Annotated in this window: 20 protein-coding genes; 2 read left to right on the top strand and 18 right to left on the bottom strand. The window is 40.4% G+C overall.

Annotation, left to right across the window (positions count from 1 at the left end):
• Positions 1–10: 10 nt before the first annotated feature.
• A complete protein-coding gene (locus IQ276_RS21935) occupies positions 11–2,623 on the bottom strand; it encodes a sensor histidine kinase (protein ID WP_235115863.1) in 2,613 nt (870 codons plus the stop codon).
• A 1,318-nt stretch (positions 2,624–3,941) separates the two neighbouring features.
• On the opposite strand from IQ276_RS21935, the gene IQ276_RS21930 reads away from it, so the two are divergent.
• The gene (locus IQ276_RS21930; protein WP_193912783.1) at positions 3,942–5,585 is read left to right on the top strand and encodes a hypothetical protein; all 1,644 of its coding nucleotides are present in this window, start codon (positions 3,942–3,944) and stop codon (positions 5,583–5,585) included.
• A gap of 297 nt (positions 5,586–5,882) precedes the next feature.
• Here IQ276_RS21930 and IQ276_RS21925 read toward each other — a convergent pair whose 3' ends face one another.
• From IQ276_RS21925 to IQ276_RS21860, 14 genes are all read right to left on the bottom strand, one after another.
• Positions 5,883–6,422 carry a WcaF family extracellular polysaccharide biosynthesis acetyltransferase gene (locus tag IQ276_RS21925; protein WP_193912781.1) on the bottom strand — a complete coding sequence of 180 codons (540 nt, stop codon included), beginning with the start codon at positions 6,420–6,422 and terminating at the stop codon, positions 5,883–5,885.
• Position 6,423: 1 nt separating this feature from the next.
• Positions 6,424–7,017 carry a YdcF family protein gene (locus IQ276_RS21920; protein WP_373690585.1) on the bottom strand — a complete coding sequence of 198 codons (594 nt, stop codon included), beginning with the start codon at positions 7,015–7,017 and terminating at the stop codon, positions 6,424–6,426.
• On the bottom strand, positions 7,014–7,787 hold the full coding sequence (locus IQ276_RS21915) for a glycosyltransferase family 2 protein (RefSeq protein ID WP_193912779.1): 774 nt from the start codon (positions 7,785–7,787) through the stop codon (positions 7,014–7,016). Before IQ276_RS21915 ends, IQ276_RS21920 begins: the two co-directional genes overlap by 4 nt.
• Before the next feature lie 105 nt (positions 7,788–7,892).
• Positions 7,893–9,086, bottom strand: a complete 1,194-nt coding sequence (locus IQ276_RS21910) for a glycosyltransferase (protein ID WP_193912776.1) — start codon at positions 9,084–9,086, stop codon at positions 7,893–7,895.
• A 238-nt stretch (positions 9,087–9,324) separates the two neighbouring features.
• A complete protein-coding gene (locus IQ276_RS21905) occupies positions 9,325–10,665 on the bottom strand; it encodes an O-antigen ligase family protein (RefSeq protein WP_193912774.1) in 1,341 nt (446 codons plus the stop codon).
• A 10-nt stretch (positions 10,666–10,675) separates the two neighbouring features.
• Entirely contained in the window at positions 10,676–11,791 is a 1,116-nt protein-coding gene (locus IQ276_RS21900) for a glycosyltransferase family 4 protein (protein ID WP_193912772.1), read from the bottom strand.
• Positions 11,792–11,793: 2 nt separating this feature from the next.
• The gene (locus tag IQ276_RS21895) at positions 11,794–12,432 is read right to left on the bottom strand and encodes a class I SAM-dependent methyltransferase (RefSeq protein WP_228042755.1); all 639 of its coding nucleotides are present in this window, start codon (positions 12,430–12,432) and stop codon (positions 11,794–11,796) included.
• 26 nt (positions 12,433–12,458) lie between these two features.
• The gene (locus IQ276_RS21890) at positions 12,459–13,586 is read right to left on the bottom strand and encodes a glycosyltransferase family 4 protein (protein ID WP_193912769.1); all 1,128 of its coding nucleotides are present in this window, start codon (positions 13,584–13,586) and stop codon (positions 12,459–12,461) included.
• Between the two features lie 20 nt (positions 13,587–13,606).
• Positions 13,607–14,605, bottom strand: coding sequence for a hypothetical protein (locus IQ276_RS21885; RefSeq protein WP_193912767.1), 999 nt, complete (start codon positions 14,603–14,605; stop codon positions 13,607–13,609).
• A gap of 5 nt (positions 14,606–14,610) precedes the next feature.
• Positions 14,611–15,459 carry a glycosyltransferase family 2 protein gene (locus IQ276_RS21880; RefSeq protein WP_193912765.1) on the bottom strand — a complete coding sequence of 283 codons (849 nt, stop codon included), beginning with the start codon at positions 15,457–15,459 and terminating at the stop codon, positions 14,611–14,613.
• Between the two features lie 8 nt (positions 15,460–15,467).
• Entirely contained in the window at positions 15,468–16,619 is a 1,152-nt protein-coding gene (locus IQ276_RS21875; protein ID WP_228042754.1) for a glycosyltransferase family 61 protein, read from the bottom strand.
• 160 nt (positions 16,620–16,779) lie between these two features.
• Positions 16,780–17,688 (bottom strand): glycosyltransferase, encoded by a 909-nt coding sequence (locus IQ276_RS21870; RefSeq protein WP_193912761.1) that lies wholly within the window; start codon positions 17,686–17,688, stop codon positions 16,780–16,782.
• A gap of 23 nt (positions 17,689–17,711) precedes the next feature.
• The gene (locus IQ276_RS21865; protein ID WP_193912759.1) at positions 17,712–18,404 is read right to left on the bottom strand and encodes a class I SAM-dependent methyltransferase; all 693 of its coding nucleotides are present in this window, start codon (positions 18,402–18,404) and stop codon (positions 17,712–17,714) included.
• Positions 18,405–18,466: 62 nt separating this feature from the next.
• Positions 18,467–20,764, bottom strand: coding sequence for a glycosyltransferase (locus tag IQ276_RS21860; RefSeq protein ID WP_193912756.1), 2,298 nt, complete (start codon positions 20,762–20,764; stop codon positions 18,467–18,469).
• Between the two features lie 353 nt (positions 20,765–21,117).
• Between IQ276_RS21860 and IQ276_RS21855 the strand changes: the two genes are divergently transcribed.
• A complete protein-coding gene (locus IQ276_RS21855; protein WP_193912754.1) occupies positions 21,118–21,288 on the top strand; it encodes a hypothetical protein in 171 nt (56 codons plus the stop codon).
• A gap of 51 nt (positions 21,289–21,339) precedes the next feature.
• Here the strand turns inward: IQ276_RS21855 and IQ276_RS21850 are convergent, their stop codons facing one another.
• The 3 genes from IQ276_RS21850 to IQ276_RS21840 are packed head-to-tail and all read right to left on the bottom strand — an operon-like array spanning position 21,340 to position 26,561.
• Complete coding sequence (locus tag IQ276_RS21850) at positions 21,340–22,302, bottom strand: hypothetical protein (protein ID WP_193912752.1); 963 nt, start codon at positions 22,300–22,302, stop codon at positions 21,340–21,342.
• A gap of 23 nt (positions 22,303–22,325) precedes the next feature.
• On the bottom strand, positions 22,326–25,349 hold the full coding sequence (locus IQ276_RS21845) for a N,N-dimethylformamidase beta subunit family domain-containing protein (RefSeq protein WP_193912750.1): 3,024 nt from the start codon (positions 25,347–25,349) through the stop codon (positions 22,326–22,328).
• A 51-nt stretch (positions 25,350–25,400) separates the two neighbouring features.
• Positions 25,401–26,561: a DegT/DnrJ/EryC1/StrS family aminotransferase gene (locus IQ276_RS21840; RefSeq protein ID WP_193912790.1), complete on the bottom strand. Its 1,161-nt coding sequence runs from the start codon at positions 26,559–26,561 to the stop codon at positions 25,401–25,403.
• Positions 26,562–26,581 lie beyond the last annotated feature (20 nt).

Below are 26,581 nucleotides of genomic sequence, written 5' to 3'. Positions count from 1 at the left end.
TTTTGGGAATTTATGGGCAATTTGTTGCAGATGGAGTTGCTAAAGGTAATGTAAACCAGAAAGTTAACCCGCGTTTGCGATTATTAATCACACCAATTTCGCCGCCATGTGCCTTAATAACTTGCCGACAAAGATACATTTTTAAGCCAATACTTGTGGAACAACAATCTTGGGGATCGCGGACATAGAGATCAAAAAGGCGATCGCACTCTAGTTTACTCATAGCTACACCGTCATGTTGAATCTGAGTACGAATCATTCCCGCCTCAACGGTGGCACTCAGGGTAAAATTTAATCCTGGTGGATTATTTTGCAAGCTATGTGTTACTAAATGCGCCACGACTTTCTGCAACCGAGTTTTATCTGCCATCACTAAAGGTAAATCTGCGGGAAGTAAGTTCTTCAGAGTCGCTTGATTTTGTGTCAGCATTGGTTCCAACTGGGCGAAGATTCCTCCCAGTAAGGTGCTAAACTGCACAAGTTCGGGTTTAATCTCAAGACCCTCTTTTTCACAAGAATTAATTTCTAACAATGAGTTAATCATCGTCAGTTGGCGATCGTTACCTTGAATCATCCGCTCAATTATTGAGCGAGATACAGGAATTGGGGATTGGGGACTGGGGACTGGGGACTGGGGATTGGGGACTGGGGATTGGGGACTGGTTATTCCTCTTGTCCCCTTGTCCCTTTGTCCCCTTGTCCCCTTGTCCTCTTGTTCCCAGTCCCCGGTTCCCAATCCCCAGTCCCCAGTCCCCAGTCCCTGATTTAACAAATTCTTTAACACCATCAAGTTACCCATGACAGAAGTTCGTAAATCATGGGCAACTGTGTGTAAAACTACATCTTTAACACGATGTAATTCTTCAACTTCTTGGATTTTCTGCTGCAATTGTGCTGTACGTTCTCGTACTTGATGTTCTAAATTAATGTTTAGTTCTGCTAATTCTTGGTAAATCCGGCTTTGGTGAATGGCGATCGCTACTTGTTCTGACATTTGTTGTAGCAAATCAATTTCTATTGGTTCCCAATGACGTGTCGCTGAGCATTGATTGGCAATTAACGCACCAAATAATTCTTCATCTAACATAATTGGTACTGCCAAAGCAGCCCTGGTTCCAAATTTTTGACAGTGGGTTGTGACTTTGGAAGATACTGGCATTTGCGTTATATCTTCAACGACACGCACAACATTATCTTTGAGAAAGTTTTTTAATTCTTGTAGATAAGCTTCATCATTAGTAGACCAACCAGAAACTGATGGATATTTGGGGTCTACTGATTCGGCAAGAGTTCTAACTCCTAAATTGGCATTATAGAGAGCAATGAAGACTCGATCTGCTTGCAGAAATTGCCTGACTTCTGTTACTGTAGTTTGGAGAATTTCTTCTAAGTTCAGCGAAGACCGAATTCGCACTAGGGTTTCTGCTAACAAGCGATCGCGTTGTGCTGATAGGCGTAATTTGGCTTCTACCTGCTTGCGTTCTGTAATATCGTGATGAACTGCTAGTAGGCAAGGAATACCATCCAAATCAATAACTTCGGCTGAAAGTAATGTTGTAATTATCTTTCCACATTTTTGCCGAAATTCTATTTCTAAATTTCGGATAACTCCTGTAGCTTGTAATTGCTGTATCAACTTTAGGCGATCGCCTGCATTAATCCAAAAATTTAAATCAAAAGAAGTTTTCCCAATTGCTTCATCTCGTTCATAACCTGAAAGTTTCACAAAACTATCGTTAACTTCTATGAAACGTCCTTCTTTGAGGGTACTAATGGTAATTGAATCGGGACTGCAACTAAAAGCTTTAGCAAATTTTTGGGCAAGATTTTGCAGAGCGATTTCTGCTTGTTTGCGTTCTGTGATGTCTCGCACAATTGCTAATATCTCGTCTTGACCACTAACTACCAACCTTGCTTCATAATCTCTGATTCCCAGAGCTGTAGGTAGCTGATATTCGCAAGTTTGTAAAGTTCCAGAGTCTAAAGTTTTAGCGATCGCTTCTCGGCTAATGGCCGCAACATCACTCGGCAATAATTCCTGCAAATTTTTTCCGACTATTTCTTCTCGATCAAGTGTGACATTTGCTCCCTCACTTTTTAAATCGAGATATTCGCCATCGCGGCTAATGCGAAACATCAAATCTGGAATAGCAGACAAAATTGCTTTATACCGCGCTTCACTCTCTTGCAATTTTTCTTGGGCTTGTTTTTGCTCTGTAATATCCATGACTAAGCCATTCCAAAGCAAATCGCCTTCTTGTAGTTCTGCACCAGAAGTACCTTGAATCCACTTCAGTTTGCCACTAGGGGTGATGATGCGACCTTCCCAATGCCAAGGTGTAAAAGTATTGCTACAAACAGCTATAGATTCTGCAAAAGCTTTTATATCGTGTGGATGAATCAGTTTGCATAACACCCGAAAGTCTGCTTGTATAACTTCTGGTTCTATTTCATACAAATCTTTACAACCAGAACTAAGATAAAGCACGGACACAGAAGCATCCTGCCGTTGCAGAACTTGGAAAATAACTCCTGGGAAATTGACAGCACTTTTTGATAGCAGGTTAATAACCTCTTGCTGACAATTTGGTGTACACAGGGATTCTACAACGATTTCATCCACTTTTCGACCCTTTATAGACAAGTTATTAATGTATAATTAGAAGCTAGAATAGCCAATCGAGCAGTTTTGATTCTGTTAGCGATGATGCTCACACAATCAAAACTGCACCTTCTTTCAGAGTAGTTCGTGAGCAAGCGATCGCATTCACCCAATCGGGTGAACCATTTGTTCGAGGGAAGATAAAGTGGTGAAAACGTTAGTTATGATTAGTGACTAGCAACACTTTTTTGACAAGCTGCTCATCTTCAGTTAATTCTTATAACTCTATATTGACAATATTTTGAAGAGTATTCAGCATATAGAAATCCGGTTTGATTTTTGAACAACATTAACGCTCTTTTATTACTCTCGTCAGATTAAATTTGAAACCCTATTTTTGCGTTAGTCCGCACAGGCGGACGAGAGTTTGTGTAGCCGCGATTTCTAATCGCTTGGATTATTCTCTCTCCAGTTGCCTGAAAACTATTTCATTATTGAGTGCAAGAAAAGATTCGTTAATAATATACGACTCCTATTTTATTGCGTGAAAAAACTCGCCCTCAACTTGAAAAGACTGATTTATTATTCCCTACTCCCAACGCCACTTGATGGTATTTGCTCATTTTGGGAACCAAAAAGACGGCAGTGGCTTCTCCCTACTTACCTAATTTTGTTCAAAAATCAAAGCGCATTACTATATGTAATTTATAACTATATAAATAAACAACCACATAGTATTAAAAATAAATTATTAAGGATAGATTATTTTGATTACTCTAATGATATGTAAAAGTAATTCTTGGGCTACGAAACACAAAGCTTACTAGTGCTACACACTTAGGTATGTAATAACCCAAATTGCTGTTTATCAACACGTACTTTGCTTTAAGTACAAAATTTAATTATTTGGTATTTAGCAGTACTTAAAATATAAGTTTTTGTATCTTCTAGATACCATTTATGGGCAATAAGTAGGAACTTAACATTAATAGTCGTAGGTGAGGGAGTACATATACTGAAGCGATATTTGTTTCAAGTCAGCTGGTTACAAAATAAAGGTTGTGATGGTATTAACTGCACGTAGATTGACGTAAATTTGGCTAATAAGAAAAAAAATCAAACGCCCTAACCTAGTCAGAGAGTAGTTTTGATTTTATGGGAGATATTTAGTCCAAGAAACTACTCTTGACTAACTTTACTAAAAATTAATAAACTGTACTCGCTTATAAAAAAGCGAATTTTACTACTTTTTATAGTAGTGAAATCGCTTAATTATTCGTGTGCAAATATATTGGCATACAGTAATTTGTTGTTCCCTGTGTGCTGCTAAGGAGACTTAATGAAAAAGCTTCATTTAGGTTCAATGCGCTCGACTATTTCTTCGGCGCTTAGCTTTGCAATGACTCTGGGTATGGTCGTTAATACGCCACTATATGCTCAAACCCTGAATTCACAATCCACTCCATTAGATCATCTTAAAGCCGCGCCTCGACCCGTATTTAAAAAAGGCAATACTCTGTTACCTTTGGGTCAAGCTCATTGTGGGCTATCGAAAGATACTTACATTGAATTAGCTAACTATTGGGGGTATGGACTACCAATACAACCAGATAATTTGGCAGAATATGCCCAAGCTAATCCTAATCGCTACCAACCTGTAGCTATGGTAGGAGAAGTTTATAGATTTTATGATAACTACGATGGGCGACACCCCAATCTACCTAAGCTGCCGCTGAACACGTGGTTACGTGACAAAAATGGAAACATCATTCTCAACGGTGGCCGAGCAATAGTCAGTCCAGCTGCACCAAATGAGGCATTTCAAATCATCGGTGACTACTATGGAAAATACATAGGTCAATTAGAGAGAACTGCTGGTCAGCCTATCAAACTGATAATGAACCAAGGTGAGTCTGGACTTTGGATTCTTGCTGACAACGATCCTGAACAGTACTTCGGACGAGACCCCCAAGTAAAAGCTGACTTCAATAATTCTGGTCTGAATGACTGGTTTGCCTACATATCTCGCAACAAAGCACGACAGGAAGGAGTACTTAAAGAGAAGTTGTTTAGTAACTTGCAGTCTCGACCACCGTACTCATGGTATCAAGAACAATACGGTACTGAGCGTGGTCGCTGGGCGGGATGGGCATGGTATATGTTCAAATACGAAAATTTCCTGGACTCTTCTCGCAAACCAATCGTATCTGATTATACCGCGCCAGAAATGTATTACAACTTTCATAACTCTGGCTGGACTGGTATAGAGTACAACACCGGAGTGGCGTGGGACGCATTGACACAAGCGTTGAATAATATTTCTGGGGCAATCAGTCTGGGACAGAAGTTTACTTATCCTTGGATAAGCATGGGTTGGGAAGGTTACACAGGTCAACCAATCTCGAGTCCAGATACCTTTATGGGTATGATGAAAACTTACTACACGGCAGGAGCCATCGGGTCTGTAGGCGGGTATTTCGTATGCAGTGGACCATTGTGGGAAGCACTCAACTACAACAGGCCGATTGGTGCGACAACTCCCACACTGATTCGACAATTAACAATACAAGGTCACGCCCATGCCTTGTTCTCACATTTAGAAGAGTACTTGCGTAAGGGCGACCTTTTGCCGGGGCCAAATCTGCATCCCTATCAAAGTTGGACTAAGGTATTGCCAGCAATGGAGTTCCCTGCGGAAGGTCAGACACAGCAATTACAAGGTAGATGGGGACCTGTTACCGTACGAACCGCTCGTGTCCTGGCACGCAAAATTATTGGCGAAGACCGTTGGCTAGTTACTGCTTGGGCGAATGTGGGCAATGACCGCGATGTGAGGGTGAAGATTGATAACAAACTGGGAACTCTGACTTTACGTGCTAGAAGGGCAGGGTCTGTGTATGTTGTCAAACTTGTAAATGGTCTGGTTCAACAGACTCTAATAGATTCTGATGGCATGAACCCGACTAAGTTCTTGTCTCCATAAGATCAAAATGGGGAGTAGGTACAGACGCGATTAATCGCGTCTATACGAGAGTAGGATGTATTTCTTTTTGATTGTTATACAATTTCACGAAATACCTGATACAGATACATAGGTAGGGGCGTACAGCTGTACGCCCCTACAGTCGATTCATGTGTTGCAAAGATTTTTGGAAATGGTATTAGTTGTGGGATTTTCCTGTGATTAGCTACAACCTCCTTAACTACTTGAGTCATACCCCCATTGCATTGGGAGTGCCGAATGCAGTGGGGTAGGATATCAATCCACAACAGTCTCTACCTACAATTTCCGTTGCTTTATGGCTTGAGCTGGATTACCCACATAAATTGTCATCGACTCTAATGAACTACTAGCTACCCCCCCTAAGGTAAGCACTGCTCCCCGACCAACAGTAACTCCCGGGCCAATTACTGCCTTGGCTGCAATCCAACTACTCTCTTGAATATAAATCGGTGCAGTAATCAGTTGAAAGTCAGGATGGTTCCAATCGTGATTACCAGTACACAGATAAACGCCTTGAGATAGACATACATGACTTTCAATGGTGACTAGAGCAAGGTTATCAATCCAAGCATCTTCTCCAATCCATACATAATCGCTAACTATCAACCGCCAAGGGAATTTGATGCGAACTCCTGGCTTGATACGAACACCTTGACCAATTTTTGCTCCAAAAGTACGAAGTAGCAAAACTTTTAAGCCTGACATGGGAAACAAGCGACTTTGTACTAAGGGTGAACCCAAGAAGTACCACAGAAGTTGCTTCCAATAAGGTGCGCCAGGAATATAATTATCGACTGTGTAAGAATCTAGACGCATACTAGAGTAAATCAATAACAGACTGAAGACTGGTTCCTGTACGACCTGTGACAATCCAAAGTATGGAGCGTCCTAGATCGCGAATAATAGGAGAAATACTTTCTTTTCTTGATTGATCTGCATCTGAGAGTACAGAAATTGGCGTAAAGGCGATACCTTTGATACCAAGAATCATGGTGGCGATCGCCTTCGCTCTAGGCATATGAAAATCTGACGTAACTAAATAAACATGTTGTATACCTTTATGCTCAAACTCAGGAACAATTGTAGTAAAGTTTGTAACGGTATCAACAGCACGATAATCTAGGTGAACACGACTGTCTGAAATGCCGGCAGCTTGAAAAATCGGTCGCGCTATTTCAGGGGGAGTACCAGAGGAAACCCAAACTTCCAAAGCAGGATACCAACGGGCTATTTCGGCTGCTGTCTGCTCGCGGTCTGTCCAAGCGCCAAGAGTCAGAATAGCTTGTGGTTGGGGGGCTTGGTAGTAGGCTATAGCCAGACGCAGGGGAACCATCAGCAGTAGCGAGAGGAAAGAACTTGCTATAGCTAAAATTAAATATTTTTTGCGTAGCCAATGAAACTTTCTCATCATGCTTTTTCTTTTAATTGTTCGGCTTCAATCAAATGAATTGCAAGAAGAATTTCTGCTAATACACGCTCAAATGCATAATACCAGCCGCGCCAGCCATCAAGAATCCCACCCTTGAAAATCAGGCAGTAGAAAAGGATAATGAAAGGAGCAAGAAGTTTTTGTTTGCGGATGCGATCGCCCCAACTTAGTTCGCTCATGGGAGTATCCAATAATTTCTTGACTTCAATAACCATGTAGCGATCCTGCGCCCATAACCAACGGCTAAGAGGTTTGCGATCGTCGTGGTAAATATAGCCAGATAACATTGCTGATTCACCTTTAACTTGTAAGAGTTGGGTATGACCATCATCAATGTAAATAGATTTATTGATTCTAAAAAGAACCTGTCGAGGAGGAAGTATTGTACCCCTTAGAGGTTTACCAAAAACACAATATTTGAATCTGATAAAATAACCATCTATGGGTGAATCTTCAGGTAATTCCTTGATTTCATCAACCAGTTTCTCTGAAACAATATAATCTGCGTCTAGAGATAGTACCCACTCAGATTTTATTTGAGATAAGCCGTAATTCCACTGCGTAGCGTGAGTATCAAATTTTCTTTGAAATAATTTAACTTGAGGGTAAGATGCGATGATTTCTAGAGTTTCATCAGAACTATAGCTGTCAATAATAACAATCTGATTTGCCCAAGTTAGTTTTTCTAGTGTTCGCTTAATATTAAGTGCTTCATTGTAGGTTAGAATTAAGGGGGTGATTTTATCTAGCATATAAATACATAAAAAATTGCAGAAAACTAAATTTATTGATTCCTAGAAACTTGGAGCAAAGAATTAATTTATTTAGGGTTATGAAAATAAATCGGTCAAGAGTTTTTACAGAAAAGTAGGCAGAAATTCTTTTTGGAGAACAGTTTGATAAATTTGTTGCATTTGCAAGGCTGTTTTTTCTAAAGTGTATTTTTCCGATATAAGTTGACGAGCTCGCTCACCCATTTTTTGAGCGATTTGGGTATTATTCAAGTAATCTTCTAAAGCTTGGGCGATCGCTGCTACATCCAAATCAGGAACATAACCTAGTTGGTTTTCTTTGACAACAGAAGCTAGAGCTACACCAGGAGTCACCAAAACAGGAACACCTACAGCTAACGATTCTAAAACTGAGACAGCAAAGTTTTCCGAATGAGAAGTCAGAACAAAAAGGTCAGAACCTTGCATCAATATATCTTTGGTCTGGCCTTCGACAAATCCCACAACAAGGGTGCGATCGCGCAATCCACTCTTAACCAGCAAAGATTCTATTTCAGCTTCGTAATCTGGAGTGCCATTCCCTGCAAGTATAAAAGTAAATCGGTGGTGACTCAGTTTGCTCAGAGCCGGAATCAGATACTCTAAACCTTTTTTATAATGCAGGCGAGACAAAAACAAAATCACAGGTTCGTCTGGGGGAATGTTAAACTGTTGCCGCAGACGCTGACGAGCATCGGAAATTTGAGTTGGTAAAGATATTCCCAACGGTAGCACAAAACTAGGTTTGTGCAGTCCAAGTAAGGATACTTCTTGCTGTTCCTTCTCGGAAGTGAAGTGGATCATCTGACTGCTGTCAAGATTTGCTTGTTCTATAAGTTTAAGGTAGGTTTGCTTTTTACGTGTACTTTGTTGTAAAGACCACTCACATAGTAAGCCATGTGGAGTGACTACGTAAGGAACATTTTTCAAACGGGCGATCGCCATTGCGATCGTTGATGGATAGGAGAAAAGAGCGTGGACATGTACAAGCTCATACTGAGAAATATTTTGCCAAAGCCATTGTGTCAACTCACCAGTAAACGCATATTCTCTGACAGCTTTGATATTGGGTGAAAACCGGTGGAAAAACCAAACTGGAACATGATTGTATTGAATGCGCTTGCAAAGCGGAACATCGAGTAAGTTATCACCATCATCGTTAGTAGTGGCAATTTCGGCATTGACATTAATTATTTGCAATGCTTTTACCATGTCTAAAACAGCTTGACTCGTGCCACCCCGTACTTTTGTAATAGAAGGAATAATGTGGAGAATTTTCATTAAAAATAAATCAAAGGTTAGAATTAATTATACATACAGATAAATTAGATTTTCAAATTATTAAGAAGAAAGAATAAACACGTAAATTGTCATAATTATCCAATTGAATTCTATGCGACTGGTGGATGAAGAAACTCTTTTTATACCCCCATTCCTGGAAATTTGGTTGTCTTTAAGACACTCGCGGATACGGCGGGAGCTACTCCGATCTGATTGATTCTGACTCCTGAATTCTTCTTCAATTTTGCATTTTTTGCCACAATAAATACTTATTTTCGACCTTATCCAAATCAAGTAAATACTTTCCCAGTGATAAATACATCAGCAGTGAAAACACAGGAAAAGATAGATTTCCCAAAAGAAGAGCTTCTGAAAAGCTTCCTACCAAAAGACCTGCCAAGCCAGCTATAACAGTACTACTATGCAAAAAATAATTAGATTTTTTATGATTTAATTGATGAAGTTCAAACATCATCTTCAAACATCCTAGCCCCATTAGGGCTATAGGTATAAATCCCATCAATCCTGTAGTGTCTCCAGCAGCTAACCACGAATTCTCTCCAAAAACCAAACGTCCTCCCTGCAAGGGGGAACCAAAGAGTGGGCTACTCATAAAGCCACTCCACATACCAGCCCAAGCTTCTTCACGTGTGTTTCCACCTGCAATGAACCTATTGCTTACTGGTGTGTTTTGGGTAATGGCATCTGGACTTATAAACCAAAAGATTACGCCCAACAAAACACCAACAAACAAACCTAAGCGTAGTAAATAACCAGATCTATTACGATAGAAAAATAAAATCGAGCTGATTCCCATAATTGCGCCAGTACGAGAACCTGTTAGAAATAAAAAGTATGCAACAACAAGTAAAATAGCGATCCAAAAAACTTTGATCAAGTTCCATTTTTGATGGCTTTCAATGAGAAACATGAAGCAGGGAATAGTGCCTGCTAACAAAGCAGCTGCATGTTGGGAACTACCAGTAGTTCCCAGGAACCTGCCTTGCACAAATGTCATTGCGTGCATATCAAATCTTCCTTGATAAGCGCAGGCAACAGCAAAGACGACACCAGCCATTGCAAGTGACCAAACACCCAAGCGGAAATTGTATTCATCCTGCAACCACCGGGAAGGTCCTAACTTAAACATCAGCACAATTGCCCCAAATGTAGTTAGCGCAAGTAAGGCAAAACCTACGTCACCATAAACTAGAATCTTCAAAAAAACTGCCACCTGAAATGCGATCAGGTAATAGACTGGCTGTGGAATAATTATCCGCCGCCACCCGTTCTGTGTTTGCATTCCCAGTACGAGCAGTGAAGCGAGGAGAACTATCGTTAAGGGGCGACCCATATCGCGCAACTGTTGCAAAGGAAAAACTAAAGCTGGTGGTTCCTTTATCCACTGATCCTGAAACTTTGCTAACGAAGTTGCATAACAGCAAAAAGCGAATAATAGCCAAGCTAAACGCCGAGAACGTCGAGCTTTATCCAACATGAAAAGACCGATGACAATACCGAATATGCCATAAGGGCTAAAGATCAGGTCAAGAAGTTTGCTAATAGGATCTGAATTCATGGTTGAAAATTCATGCCAGATTTTCAGTAACCAGATTACTTGTATTTTGCTTGACTGTTTTTATCTGGTGTACGTTGTGTAACAATTCCTGCCAACGAGTTGCCCAGATATTGGCAGCGTAAGGAGCTGCTAATTGTTGCGATCGCTTTCCCCAAGTTGGTAATTCAGCATAGTGTTGGTGTAAAGTCAGCATTGCCTTAGCTAAAGCTTTTGGTTCTTCTTTTGGTACAATCAAGCCATTATACCAAGGTCGAATTATCTCCACAGCAGAACCACAAACATCAGTACAAATAATAGGTAACCCAGCCGCAGCAGCTTCTACTAAAGCTAGGGGCCAAGGATCGAATCGACTAGGCAAAACAAAAGCTGCTGCTGATTGCCATACAGCTTGCATTTCTGATGGTTGTAAAAATCCTCGATTCTCGATTCCTGGTTTTCCCAAAAGATGTGATTCCAATGCTCCTTGTCCACAACATACTAAAGTCCAAGGATTTGATACTTGAGAACGGTAAATTTGGTAAGCTTCTACAAGGACATCAATTGCCTTAACCGGAACATAGCGACCAACAAATAAAAATGAACGCGGCCATTGCGACTGGAGACGTTGTTCCCACAATGGAGACCAAACATCATAATCAATACCATAAACTCCATGCGCTATATTTGCTGGGTCAATTCCTAAACGTGAAGCATATTGCCAACTACGCTCTCCGGCAACAACAATGCTATTTATACATTGCAAGTAGGAGCGGAGAAACCAAGGAGCTAAATGTTGTTTCCACGTACCCCACCAAGGGGTATCCATCGTCATAACTAAGGCTGTTTTAGATAATTGGGAAGCAAACGCCAACTGACGATAAGGTTTATGCAACCAACCGCAAAGAACAACCACATCTGGAGATTCTGCCAACACCAAACGCTTGATTAAATTTGCATCTTGTCTTTCTTTGATATCCAAGAGTCGGCAAGGAATACCCTGCATCAATTGATCGGAAAATGCCGTTTCAGTACGAGCTTGAAACCCAATGACAAATACATCAATTTCTGGTGTTTGATGCAGAGCTAGCCAGCAGGCTGCCATGTAACCAGAGATATCAGACCAACAAAAAACAACTTTTAGAGCCATATTCACTTACGACATTGAATCCCAAGTTCATTCTCCCAGCGCTCCACATCTTCTAACTTGCTAAAAGCAGAAATACCAGAATCTCCTATGTAAGCTCGACGGATATCCTTAAAGCCCACCTTTTCGAGTTCAACCGAGAGTGATTTATAGTCCCACATCCAAAGGTGCTGACTTCCACTAATCCATTCTTGGAAAAAAGAAGGTAAGCTACGTTGCCGATGTTCTTTTCCTAACCAGGTCACACGCATGAATTCTAACGCAGCTTCAGGAGATGTTGATTTGACATACTGTTGAGCCATAAATTCTAAATCAGGCACAACCAAACGAAATATCCCATCAGGTTTAAGATATCGGTAACAGTTTTCTAGAGACTTACGCAGATCTTCTAAAGTTAGATGTTCCAAAACATGTGAACAGTACAATAGTTCAACACTATTGTCAGGGATGGGTAGCCCTTTCACTATGTCACCATACTTCACATTTTGTGGAAATCTTCCAAAAGGACCAGAAGGGACTAGCTTCCCCACCACAGGTAGCTTTTGTAAGCGCAGTGCAAGACTAGAATCAAAGTTCAACCATTGGCTAGGGGCGCATAGCCCACTACCAAATTGGACATATTCTGCCTTCTGTGTTAAAGGCATAGTGGTTTTGTTATTTGTTAATAGCATTATGCAAATTGTTTGAATGTAGTGATTAAGCCGTCTACACAGCGCGACCAAGTATATTGCGCTGCATGTTTTTTTCCTAATTGAATATATTTTTTCCGAAGATGTGAATTACGATCGAGTTCTATTAAGACATCTACAATCTCATCTGTTGCCTCTGGGTTAACTACAATACCCGCATCTCCAACCACCTCTGGCAAAGAGGCTTTATTAGCTACAATAGCTGGAGTCCCAGCAGCCATTGCTTCTAGTGCAGGTATACCAAATCCTTCATAAGGAGAAAGGAAGAGGAAAGAAGATGCTCCCCGCATCAAACGTGGTAAGTCTTCATCTGGAACTTTACCAAGTAAGGTCACATGTGAGTGAGCTTTAACTGCTTCAACATAAGCAGCTTCTGAGGCACCAGCCACAACAATATGCAGATTACTCTTACGTTGACGCAGACTATCAGCAACAGCTAAGACATCATCACCTCCTTTTTTCTGCCGCAGACCTCCGACTATAATAATGTACGGTGCTTCTACAGGACTTTTCCAGTCAGCAGGATTAGCCGAAGCAATGTCAAAGAAAGATTGCTCAACACCATTTCCCACCACCACAATCTTTTGTGGATCTGCACCCAAAAGTTCTACCATTCTTTGTCGGGAAAATTCTGAGACAGTAAACACCACCCGACATTCACATAAGGCACGCCGAACCCAACGCTCCCACTTGTAGCGAAAAAATCGGTGATGCCAAGTATGTGACCAAGGTAAATTAGTTTCAAATGCTTGTATGTCGTGAATCGTAACAGCGACGGGGCATTTTGAGACCGGAATATAAGTTTCCATCGGAGCGTAGAGCCAGTCAGCCTGATCTGGCAAATATTTATCCACACGCGGGTAGCCAAGTAGTTTCCATGTACGCTCAGTGGAATTTTCTACTGTAGGGAAAGTACGCTTAGGTAATTCGCGCAATGGGCTGAGTGGATCAAGCTTACCATCGCTTCCTAGCCATTGTTTGAAGAAAAGCAACTCTAACTCAACCCCGCTTCGTTCTGCAAGCCCAAGCAGCATCTGGTTCATATGCCGCCCTATTCCTGTGCAGGGTACATAAGTGCGAATGGGATGAATATAAGCAATTAAGTTCACAAAACGCCTTTTATTGTTGTTTATTTGTATAGTTCATTTTTAAAATTAATTTTATAATATTTTTTTAAATCATGGTACAAACTATTAAGTAAACTTTGTCTTTTAATACTATTAATGGGAGCATTTATTAAGTAATCTAATCCTAGAGTTCCATAAAATTGCAACTGTTTGAACATGGATTTGCCTCTTAATAAATATTGATAAAACAAATAATTATTAGGCATTAAAGCATTCAATCTGTAGCCTGCCCAATGTAGAAGAAATATTTGTTTTTTATGATCCAAACCCCCGTAATCCCACAAATAGTATTTTCCATCTTTCCAGTAAATTTTACCCGATAGTCTTGCCCACCCGTTTTGACATATACCTCCAATTACTTCTGCAAAATGCCCATAGCGCACAGGCTTCATGTCGCAGCAATAGTTAATAAAGGCTTGATCTGTATTGCGAGGGTTGAGTTGATCTCGTATTTTCAATGCACCTTCTGCTAATAACTCAAACTCTTCTATTGAAAATAGCCCCTTACGAGAAGCCCAACGGCCTGAGTTAAAACCGCGCCCCCGCCCCTGTCTTAACAATTCTTGACGAAATGCTCCTGGTTCGTAAACTTGATCGATCGCACAATCATAATGTAGAAAGTCAAACCCAAGGGTTTCTACTGCTTCAATAAAGGGTTTAATATCTGCTAACACAATTTGCCGAGCATCTAAGTACATAAAATAATCTAGTGGTCCCCAAAAAGCTGCATAGCGTCTGAACCAATATGGGCCAGTAGGGGTATAACCTAGCTCAAATGCTTGACCGATCGCCTCCAAGCGAGAAAAACATGAATCAGTATATACTTCAAATTTATAAGTATTACTTAATTTTAGCAGGCGATCGCACTGGTCATTAAAAGGAATCAGAATCAGCCGTAAATCTGGGTTGAAGGTTCTGAAGCTATTGAGAAAAGCGATCGTCCAATCATAAACTGCATCATTGGCTGAAAAATAGACTCCAATATTCTGAGAATGAGCCATATCAATCAATATATTTTTCTATATTTACGTAAAGCAAGAATCCATTGACTAGGAAGGATCTCACGAATTTTACTAATGATGTTTTTCTGCAACCAAAAACTTTTGTATTCATTAACAAAATACAACTCTTGCTGAAAAGATTTCCCAAAGTATTTTCTGCAAATAGACCAACGCTCTTTAGTAAAACTCAATAAATCTCTAGACACTCCTCCCGATCCATCAAATTTAGAAATAACTACAGGAATTTCCTGAAACTGATAGCCAGCAACGTAAACCTTGGCCAGAAAATCATGATCTGCACACCAAGTCAAGAAAGTATCAAAGGGATATTTAACTTGTAGTTCTCTTTTAACAAAAATACTCTGATGGCAAGTAGGTATTTCACGCCATATTATAGACAGATCATATGGCTGTCGCTGATAGGTATGATACCCATATTTATCATTAACAACATATTCAAATTTGCCATAAGCAACATCCACTGAATTATCAAGATATTCTGCAACTTGAGCCAGTGTATCCTCTGCAAAGAATTTATCGCCGCCATTCATAAAAATTATCCAGTCCCCAGTAGCAGCCAAGGCTCCTTTGTTCATGGCATCATAAATTCCAGCATCTTTTTCACTAATCCAATAGGATATATTTGCATTATTTTCTTGCAGAAAATCTACCGTACCATCCTGAGAACCACCATCAATGACGATATATTCCAGGTTTTGATAAGTTTGAGATATAATATTTAAAAATGTTTCTTTTAGCTCTTGAAGTCTATTGTATGTAATTGTGATAACAGAAATTCTTGGTAAATTTTTTTCCCAAATCTTCGGATTTCTGAACAATTTTATTTCATTCATGCTTGTTTCTAAATCACCTCAGCTATTTTTAATAATTGAGCTAGAGAATCTATATTAATTAACATATCTTCAGCCATGCAATGAGGATCGTAAAATTTTTCTGGTTCTTCTCCTTCTCCGATGAGGTAATAATAATCAAGTTCCATATTATTTGACAAAACCCAGTAACAACCATTTACATAATTCGGTGAAAATAATTCAATAATTTTAGTTCCGGGGGAACAAAAAACGAGATTGGATAAACCAGCACCATGAGGAGCCACAATGACAGACGCAGACGATAGAATTGAAGCTTGTTCAGCCACTGAAATTTTTTCTAGAAAAATAACTTCAAAGTTGAATTTGTTTAAAAACTGAACTAATTCATCCTCATTGATAACCCGACGAAAGGCAGCGCGATCGCGACTTATATAAATAAGATTTTCTTTGCCTACTTTTTCAATAGAATCATTAACTAGAATTTTTGTTTTGAGAAAATCACAAGCCCATTTGGGGATATTACCTGTCTGTCCTGGTAGGGAAGGTACAACTAATTGTTTAGCTTTGATGTGAGGAAATTTCCGACTTTCTATAATTTTTTCTTCAGGAATACCTAAAATCTCTAATGTTTCCTTCTGGAAAGAAAGATGTAAGCTATTAACTAAGAATTTGTCTATATGACTGAACTGGATTTTAGCTTGCTTGAGTAAATGAATGCGCGGTAAAACGTCAAACATCCAGTGAAAGTATCCTTCGCCTCCAGCAGCCGATAAAACAGCAACAGTTCCATCTACGTAATGTAGATTTGGTAATCTCCAAGATTTGAGTATTGAATGCTCACTTATATCTGTACCAATTTCAAAAGACAAATCACCCAGTAACTTATCATCTGGGCTTATAACAGTGCCGTTATGACCCCATACACGACCTTGTGGTATTACAGTAACAAATGTCTCTGGATATTCATGGATAGACTCTATCTCAAATTTCCAGTGAACTTCATCTTTTATAGTTTTAGGAAATTTTCTACGTATGAAATTTTTAGGATATATGCTGAGAAAACTTTCTTGACTTTGTTTATTGTTTTCTGGGAAATTTAATAGCCAATAATCCTTAGTTTCTTTATAAAAATCTTTTGGAGGTCCTAAAATTTCCGAACTTATTGGTAGCTCACGAAGCAAATTTATACATGAAAAATATATAGATTTGATAGTTTTTTTTAGCATATTCAAAAAGAAAAACTTAAAAAATCACTCTTTGACAGGTTTTTTAGCTAAAAAAAACTTTACTTACCATGTCATGTTCTGTCATTAGTATTCCTTTAATAATTAAGCTATTTCACTAATCACTAATCTCTTTCAGAGCTAGTCTTCTACCATTTTGTCCAGCTTCATGGAAACGAGATATTCTGAAGCCATATCTTAGACCTAAATACAGCGAATATATCTTTGACGATCTCCAAAAAGATTGAGGTGAAATAGTACCTCGAAAATATGCCAGCATAGTTTGCGAGTAAGCTAACCCTTCTACTAAACGCAGGAGATAATCTTCTTTTAAACGGTTAGAAGGTATTAAATGAGTCAGCTTGAGTGATGCAAACAGCCCTGTACCTAAACCCATATCGCAAGCTGTAAATGCTAAATCTGAGTCCCCACAGGAGGTAAGCATTTTACCCTTCCGATCCATATCTGCCCGTTTAGGACTTTTACAAACTAACTCGCTGTACTTTTGTGCAACAACCTTGCGAACACAAAGCCCAGCCCCGCATGGCGTTGTTTCATACTGATCCACTAAATTAGACCAGCGATCGCTCTCAAACTCTCGAATTGCCAAATTTCCTAAATAAGGTTTGGCCCACGATGGAGGTGTTACTTCAAATTCAGGTTTAATTTGTCCGCCCCAAGCACCAATAAATGGAAAATCTTTACTAATCCGCCATGTGACTTCTAGATAGTCTGAATCTAAAACGTTATCATCATCAACAAATACTATTACTCCAGCTGTAGCTTCTCGAATTCCTCTGAGTCTAGCAGCAGTCAGTCCTAGTTGTTCTTCTCGAATATGACGAGCTTGGGGATGCCAACTTAAATCAATTTCCGAAGCTAGAATTTTATTACTAGCATTATCAACTAACAAAAGTTCCCAAAAATCTTTGGATAAAGTTTGAGATTTCAGTGCTTCTAAAACCCTCTCTAAATAGCTAAAACGAGGATTGTGGGCACAGATAATTATACTGAGCGGTAGTTCCATACAAAATAATTTTGTGCTTTGTTTTAAAATGCTGAGTGTTCAAATTCTAAACAACCTTTTTCTACTTTACGTAACCAAAGAAGATTATCAACTTGTCCACCAAACTTCCAGTTACCACTGGCAAGAGCTTCACCAATTGTCCTCGCTACACCTTCAAACGCAATACAATCATGAAATGCAAGAATACCTCCTCCTACAATCCAAGGAGTTGCTTTTTCGTAATCATTTTTGGCTCCTTGATAACTATGGTCGCCATCAATAAAAACAAGGCTTAGAGGATACTCTGTAAAATCTGAAGGTGTAAGTTCCTGACTATTTTTCCTGAGCATAGTGATGTGGTTGGCTACTCCTCTTGTATTATTTTTAAACTCACTTAATGTATCTCTTTCACCTTCTGGCATAGTTTGATTTTCCCAAGTGTCAACACAAAATAAGTGCCCACCTTTTGGAGCCAAAGCAGCAGCAATATAACAACTAGATGCTCCTAAATAAGATCCTATCTCCAAAGCTTTTGCAGATTCTCCAAGCTCCTTGGCTAAAATATAGAGCATATTTAGCTCATGAGCAGTCATATGTGTAGTTATATCTTTTTTAGTTAAACAACCTAGTTTTTTCAACTCCTTATTAATTGAAGAACTTTGTATATCAATTAATAGTTGTTCTGCTCGCCAAACTAAGTGATGTGATGCCTTGTAAGAAAAATCACTAATTTTCATGTTTTCAATCTCCAAATTTCTGTTTACATTAGCCAATTATAATTGGCTATTTTTGTTGATGATTAAGTAAGTTGTTCAAAAATTGCATATCCATTACGTAAATCAGTGTTTTGACTGAATACTAAGTAATTGGGATCTAAGAGAAATTTTTGATTATTTTTGTAGTTTTGAAATGTATTTATATCATCTAGTAAAACAAACTTATAGCTATGCAATTCATTTTGTAAATCTTCAATACTTGTGCTTAATTGAGAACCATCGATTAAGATAACATCAAAAATATTAACATTATTTTGCTCTTTAATATTTTTGATGATTTTACTTATTTCTTTAGGTAAATTTTCTAAATCAATAGACGGAATCTCATAGAATTTGACAGTAGGCTCACCAGTATAACGCTTTTGCAATTTATTAAATTGAGGAGTAGAAATATTGATACAAAAGGCGGTTGGCTTGTTTGGGTTTTCTCTAATGCCTGTTAAAAGTGCCTCGGTAATAACTTCTCCACTAGATGCTCCAATTACTAAAGCTGTTTCAATATCTTCTTCCTTGACCATTTTTCGGATGGTTTGAAAAAATTCATCAGATTTTATAGTTGAAAATTCGTAAGGAAGGAAGTAACCAAATCTAGTTTCTAAATGAGTTAAAGGTTTACGTAATGAGGTTTTTAATTTTAATACTAGCCATTCTTTGAACACCCTTTTATAATTTTTTAAATTTAAAAAATCAATTGATTTAGAAACTAAGTTAGATGATTTAACAAAACCTTTTGTTTCTTTTTTTAATGAATGAGATTTTAAATAAGCAGGATCGCTCAACAATTTTACGAAATCAAATTGTTGACATGCTGTAAGCATCATACAAAGATGGTCTAGCCAATCTTGGAAACTTCGAGTAGGCAATTGATGAGCGCTATAGCGGTATTTTAATGGTTCACTGTAAGGTAAAGTGTCTTTATTGGTTACAGTATTAACTACCCAACGAGTGCGATCGAGTTCAGGATGGCAAAGAGAGGGAAACTTATTAGCACAGTCGATGGCATCATTTAATTTTCCTTGACAAAGAAGAGTAATAATTAGATAAGCCCATTCTAACGGATCAGGATCTATAGCTTTTAGCAGATCAAGAGTCCATTCAATTGGCTGAACAATCCAATCATGTGCCCTAGCTGCATTTCCTTTGTAGAGGTTACATAATGCTAGCCGTAGTTTTGGTTGAGCTTGAGAGTCTACATAATTTAAGCATTTGAGATACAAAGCTTCTGCTTCATCATATTTTCCTGACCAAAGTTTTTCATCTCCTTGACGCAGGAGCACTCTATCCGATGCATTAACGACGATATGTGAATTTTTAATTCCCGATGAACTATCTACAATGGTCAAAGGCTCAAAAGGGCTTTTCTGAACAATCCTTTGATTTGGCTTCAGGGCTTTCTGTAGATGAAACCATTGCCAAATTTGATCTCTTTGTTTAAATGTGTGCTGGGAATGGACTAGTTGATAGCCAGTATTGGTAATTTTCTCTAATTCTTCTGGGTTTTTAAACAGATAATCAAGCTTATCTAATACATCATTTTCATCAGCAAACACACAATTTTGCATATCAACAAAACCTGCTGCTTCAACAGCTGGATTTTTTTCTGTAATCAAACAGGATTTAGACCCTGGAATTTCCAGAAATTTGCGAACAAACTCCCTTGCCATTGTGCCACAGGTAGGTGAAAAGGAAGAAGCATTGATCATCCGAGCATACTGCTCACCAAAAAGCATTCTTGATGTTTCTCGGTTTTGCATGTATCCTAAGTGTGGGCAAATTAGAGTAGGATAATATTTAGAAATAAGTCTATTAATTTTTTGACGCCAAGGATATAGTGATGTTTGGCTTCCAGTAATCAGCACTGGTATATTTTTTGGTTGATTATAGTCTCTAAATATGTCGGAATCTATAAAATTTGGCCAGATAAATAAATTTTCGGCAATCTCTGGAAGATATTCAGCTAAAGGAATAGATATTGTAAAGACTGTCTCTATTCCCCAATTTTCAATATCAGAAAGAAAGGCTGAATGAAATCCACAAAAAGAATCCCCGTTATAGAAAGCTAATTTTGGTATTTCTGGATAATAATGAGTATTTTTAACGCGTCGTTTATCAGATGAGGCGTTACCAGTTTCAAACAGAGTTATGTCTGGTTGATATTGCTCACAAATTTGTTGATAGTCGCTTTCGTCACTAATAACAATTACTTCAAAAAACTCCGAGAGACACTTAACATGTTCTTGCTTGTGTACATTGTAGAACTTGGCTGAACCTTGATTATTCCATTGAAAAAAAACAAGTTTTGGCTTAATAATTTTATCCATAAATATTTTTGCTTTATCTAATATTATTTTTCAGAACATCAATCGCTAGATTTTGTTTTGTGTGTCTATGGTGTAATTCTGTGCTTATTCACTTTCAGTTAAACAATCACACACTTTTTATACTAATACCAACAATTAATCTATTTTTTGAAGTTTTCATCCTTTTAATACCAATTCTCTGTAAACTTACACTGAATAATTCTTGACTTATTTCTTCCTTTGCGATGGCAGTCATTTTGGAAACCAAAAACACCGCCCTGCTTCAAGGCTATGCGTCTACGTTGAATAAAGATTAAGTGCATCTTCATAGAGAAGAGAATTGATATAACAAGAAAAAGCAATAAGCAAAGCGATTGCACGAAGGTTTTGATTCATGCGATCGCGTCTTAATAACTGAACCCGGAATTCTCGCAGTTCTGCTGTTAATCGCTTTGCTTATCGGCGTTCTTGCTTCCTTAGCTGAACCAGTTGGCTATATCTCTCCTAAAAACATTGAGAATTCTGCATTTGATTTATTTCCATAGATGAATATGGAAAATTTAGCGTAGCAGATTATTCAAAAGGTCGTTGTAATACTAGGGAGAGAAGGTAAACTTCTGGGCTGCAAGGTTCCTTACTAGCGTCATTTTGCCAGTTTTTACGTCCACCTTAAACACGGCATTACTTTTTCTAGTCTTGTCAGGAGCAAGCGCATACAATTGACCTGAAGCAGAGAAAGTCAAGTCTTTAACATCGTTAGAGAGAGGGCGTCCTTCAAAGCTCAGTGGGGTCAGTCTCTTAATTTTGAGCTTGCCAGTAACTATAGCTTTCTCCTGTAAGTTCATTGAAATTAAACAGGGGATACCTTCTGAGCCAATCTCAGTTGCGAAAATATTTCCCTTTGGATCTTGACATAGGTTAGCAAATCGATGGGTAGGCGGCAGTTCGGGTAGAGCCAGATCGTCGCGGGCAAGAATTTGGCCTGTTGTGAAATCGAGCGTTCTCATGCTAAAAGGTGGGACGCCTTCAGTTCCTACTAGACACAGAAGTTGATTATTGGGAAGGCTGAGTAAACTTTCAACAGTTTGATTGGATTTCTTGAACCCTAGTACTTTTTTCCCTCTAAATTCAGGGATACTAGCATTGCCGACAGTAAAAATGAGATGGTTGAAATGACCATTTCTCGTGCTAGAGACCGTAGAAATTACAACAGTCCCATTTTTAAGCACTATCGCTTTCGTAATTCGGTTAGAGTCATTAAAAAAGAAAGCCCTCGGCCTTTTCGGTACAGACAATGGATTTTCAACGGACAGAGATAGGCGATTGAGCTTAGAGAGAATTTTTCCCGTTGCTAGGTCAACAGTGCTCAACTCTACTCCCGGAGTGTTGTCTTCCCGGTTTGCAGTGTTTGATGTACTAAGGAGGTTTACTCCATAAAGAATTCCCTCGTTGAGTTCAGTCTTCTGAGCAAGTGCCTTACTAGAAAGACCAGCAACAACAGTAGAAGTCAAACTGGCAGCTGCAAGCTTGCCAAATTGTCGGCGTTTCAGCGATCGCATTACTATACTCCTTGTGGGGTGTTTTAAGGAACAATCAAGCTTGCATTTGGGGCTTGGGGTTTAGCCCCCATATCTGCTAGGATATTGACGGTTATTTGCTTGGCGCGAATATCTTCCCGAAATGGGCTAACGCCGTCACTATCTAACCCCCATGCCCACTGAATGGAGCCGGAGGCAAAAACTTTAGCTCCGCTACCAGCTGTATAGCGGGCTGAATGGGATTTGGTAAAATCCTGGTTGGCAGGGAGTGCTCTTTCTCCAACTGGTTCGTCGAAGTTTGGCAACACATTAGCAGGTACTACTGGCGACTGAGACAACATGACCAGTCCGGGAGGAGTAGACCCATTATTAACGATAAAATCCCATTCATAACCTACTAACATAGCCAGCTGATCTCCATTCTTGAGTCCTGTGTTGGCGTAGTAAGGATCGCTAGCGTTGGCAACGACAAAATTAAAACCACCGTAGGTATCTAGGTCACTACCATACATGACTCCTAACAAAGAATTTTCCGGCCGCTGGTTCTGAACGCTGCGGAATTTATTAGTGGCTGCTGATGGTCCCTGTTGCTGGGCTACTGGATCTAATGTCCAATCTGGTTTGTAGCAGGCCATCACCCGGTTGGGCTTCACTTGTCCGGCAGCAAGAGTAGAATTTTCAAACCTCACTCGCCAATAACCAGTATTGGCAGAGAAAAATCCTAAATTAATTCCGCCATCACGGGCAGCCTCGATATGATCGCGCATTTCTTTAGACCAGTACTCATCGTGACCCACAGACAAGAATACTTTGTGATTGAGCAATTTTTGTCCGTTGGTGTGAATTTGCATACTGTCGGTGTAGGTAACATCGTAACCTAGAGATTCTAGCCACCGCACCATATTGTATTCCCATCGCAGAGGTGTGTCAGCCTCGTTGGAGTTTTGATAAGTTGCCTGGGCGAAAGGCCGGTCGTAGGAAACCTTGAAAGCCCGTTCACCACCAATGCTGTTAGAACTGTACAAGCTGTAACCCCCCGTTGAGCTATAGGCGAGGACAGTAGAAATGGCACTATTGAATAAAATATCAGCAGTGCTGCTATCATCGCGGACGACAAACCACACATGAGCAACTACCCCAGTTGCTTGGTCAGTCAGTTTCGCTACATAAATACCACTAGTCCAGTTATTGCCTACCTGCAAGACGTAGGAAGTTGTCCAGTTGCACTCCACTAGGCGGGTATCAGGGTCTACGGTACAGGCAGCTTGGGTTGTGCCATTGAGCAAGCCGCTGCTTGCGATCAGCCTTCCTCCTGTGCCACCATAGTAGCCCAAGCGGTACACATCGATGGTATACTGTCCAGCTTGTCCAAGAGAAACCTTAATATCCAGCGATTCCCCTTTATTGACACTGGTAACCGAGGTATAACCAGCGATCTCGCCACTACCCCGGTTGTCAAGCTTCCAGTTAGTCGTGCCTGGATTGAGATTTTCCAAATAGACGGGATTTGGGTTCGCCGGAATTGCTGTAGCCGAGAAGGTGGTACTACCGATGCCTGGTGCTATGGCGCTTACGATCACCGCTCCAGGTGCGCTAGGAGCCTGTCCGAGTGTCAAAGTTGTACTTGCTTGACCACTACCATCAGTTACTACACTGGCAGGCGACACTGATCCCCCACCACTGATAATATCAAAGTTTACCGTGACCCCTGATTGAGGATTGTTTTGAGCGTTTACAACTTGCACAACTAGGGGGTTGGTTAGAGCTGCTCCCGTTGCCCCACTCTGATTGTCTCCACTGACTTTAATCAAGTTGCTGCCGACAACAAAGGCAATGTCACGATAATAGTTAGCATTCCGGAAAGAAGCAGCTGGGAAAGAATTTGGATTTACATTAAATACCCCATTATTGCCGTCCGCTACTGAGCTAAGATCGCCGCTAACTATGGGGTTGACCAGTTCATCATAAGTGGTGACGTAATAGGCGTTGACGTTGACAGAGACCACATAAATCGAATTGCCTTGAATATTTATTGGCGTTTCTAGAAGCTGCTCCTGCCAGCCAGAAGCCGTCTCGTTAGTAAAAGTGACGCTTGCTATAAGAGTTCCCGCTGCCGTCCAGATTTTGCCAATATGAGTTCCTGTCTCACTAGCAGCTTTCCAGAAGCGAATGGCGGCAACCTGTCCGCCTCTACTGCTGCGGAATTTCAAGCCTAATTCATAGGGGACGCTATCGGTAGAATTTGGAAAGGTGGGGACTTGAGTGGTCAATATTGTTTGGCTGGTCCCCGAAGGACTGGTAGTAGCAGAGAAGATAACGCTACCTACTTCTTGGGCGGTGGCACTTACAGTATTGGTGATAAAAGTTGTCGCACCAGGATTAGCTCCAAGGGTTAAGGTGGTACTAGCCTGCCCATTAGTATCGGTTACTGCGCTAACAGGCGAAACCGACCCTCCACCACTGGTAACGGCAAAATTCACTGTGACCCCTGACTGAGGATTACCAGCAGCGTCTTTGACTTGAACAACCAAAGGGTTGGGTAAGGGAGTTGCGCCTACACCAGTCTGATTGTCGCCACTGATCTTTGTAATCGTAGGCAGGGGAACAGCTACAAAGTCAATGTCACGAAAATAGTTAGTGTTGCGGAAAGAACCTGTTGGGAAGGCTCCTGGAGTCACATTAAACACCCCGTTGCTACCGTCTGCCACTGAGCTAAGATCCCCATTGACTATGGGGCTACCCAGATCATCGTAAGTAGCGACGTAGTAGGCATTTATGTTGACAGAGACCACATAAGTGGTATTGGCTTGAATGTTAACTGGCGTGTCCAGAGTCTGCTGCTGCCAGCCAGAAGCTGTCTCGTTTGTAAAAGTGGCGCTTGCTAAAAGAGTTCCCGTTTCTGTCCAGATATTGCCAACATGAGTTCCTGTCTCGCTAGGGGCTTTCCAGAAGCGAACGGCTAAAATCTGTCCCCCTTCGGCGCTGCGGAATTTCAGGCCTAATTCGTAGGGAACGCTATCAGTGTAATTTCCAATGCTCGGAACTTGATTGCTAAAGAGGTTAGCCATAGTTGTTTGCCATAACGTTATAACTAGTAGGGGTGATCAAAAGTAACTTCCCTAAACCTGACAAGCGATCTTCAGAACTTCCACCACATAGTCCTGTTCCTGCTGAGTCATCTGATGAAACAGGGGTAGCAGGACTGTATGATCTTGTGCTTGCTCACTCTCAGAAAGGCGATCGCACTTTCCAATTTCACATTTACAAGCTTTCGGCTCAACTCCACATGACCAAGCTTCAGTTTGATAAGCACTTTCACGGTGAGCGCACATAATCCCACGTCGCGTAGCAATGCCAGCATCTAACATTGCCTGCATCACTTGTAACTGGTCGTATTTCTCTGTGAGCCTGACACAAAAACTTTGCCAGTTACTCTTTGCCCAGTTTGGCTCGGTGGGTAACTTTAATCCCGGTATATCTGCTAGCTTTTCCTGATATTGCTGTGCCAAATAACGCCGACGTTCCACAATCTCTGGAAGCCGTTTGAGTTGTTCTCGCCCAACTGCTGCTTGAATATCAGTCATGCGGTAGTTGTAACCCAGCATGGGATATGACTCAAATATCACTTGTTTTGCACCGTGGCGTACAGTATCGGGGACGCTCATCCCATGTTGCCGCCAGAGGCGAAACTGTTTGTCCCATTCGGGATTATTTGTAGTCAGCATCCCACCGTCACCAGTGGTGATTACTTTGCGGGGGTGAAAAGAAAAGCAAGCGATATCGCCATGTGGCTTGCCAATTTTCTCCCATTGCCCATCCCAGAGAATTTCACTACCGATCGCACAAGCTGCATCTTCAATTACTGGCAACTCGTAGCGGTGGGCAATATCCAGGATTGCTTTGAGGTCGCAAGGCATCCCGATCTGATGGACAATCAGAATGGCACGGGTGCGATCGCTAATCACATCTTCAATTAACATCGGGTTGATGTTATATGTCTGTGGTTCAATATCCACAAACACTGGTATTCCGCCGCAGTACCGAATACTGTTGGCAGTGGCAATATAAGAATGGCTGACAGTAATCACTTCATCCCCAGGTTGCACACCTACAGCTAACAGCGCTAAATGCAGTGCAGTAGTGCAATTGGATACAGCACAAGCGTAGTTTCCTCCTACGTAAGCTGCAAATTCTTGTTCAAAGGTGGCAACTTCTGGTCCTTGTGTTACCCAGCCAGACATAATCGCACGTTTAGCTGCTTCAGCCTCGGCTTCGCCCATCCAAGGTTTAGCGATCGGGA

The sequence above is a fragment of the Desmonostoc muscorum LEGE 12446 genome, assembly GCF_015207005.2.
Taxonomy (GTDB): domain Bacteria; phylum Cyanobacteriota; class Cyanobacteriia; order Cyanobacteriales; family Nostocaceae; genus Nostoc; species Nostoc muscorum.
This window is presented reverse-complemented; position numbering and strand designations above follow the sequence as displayed.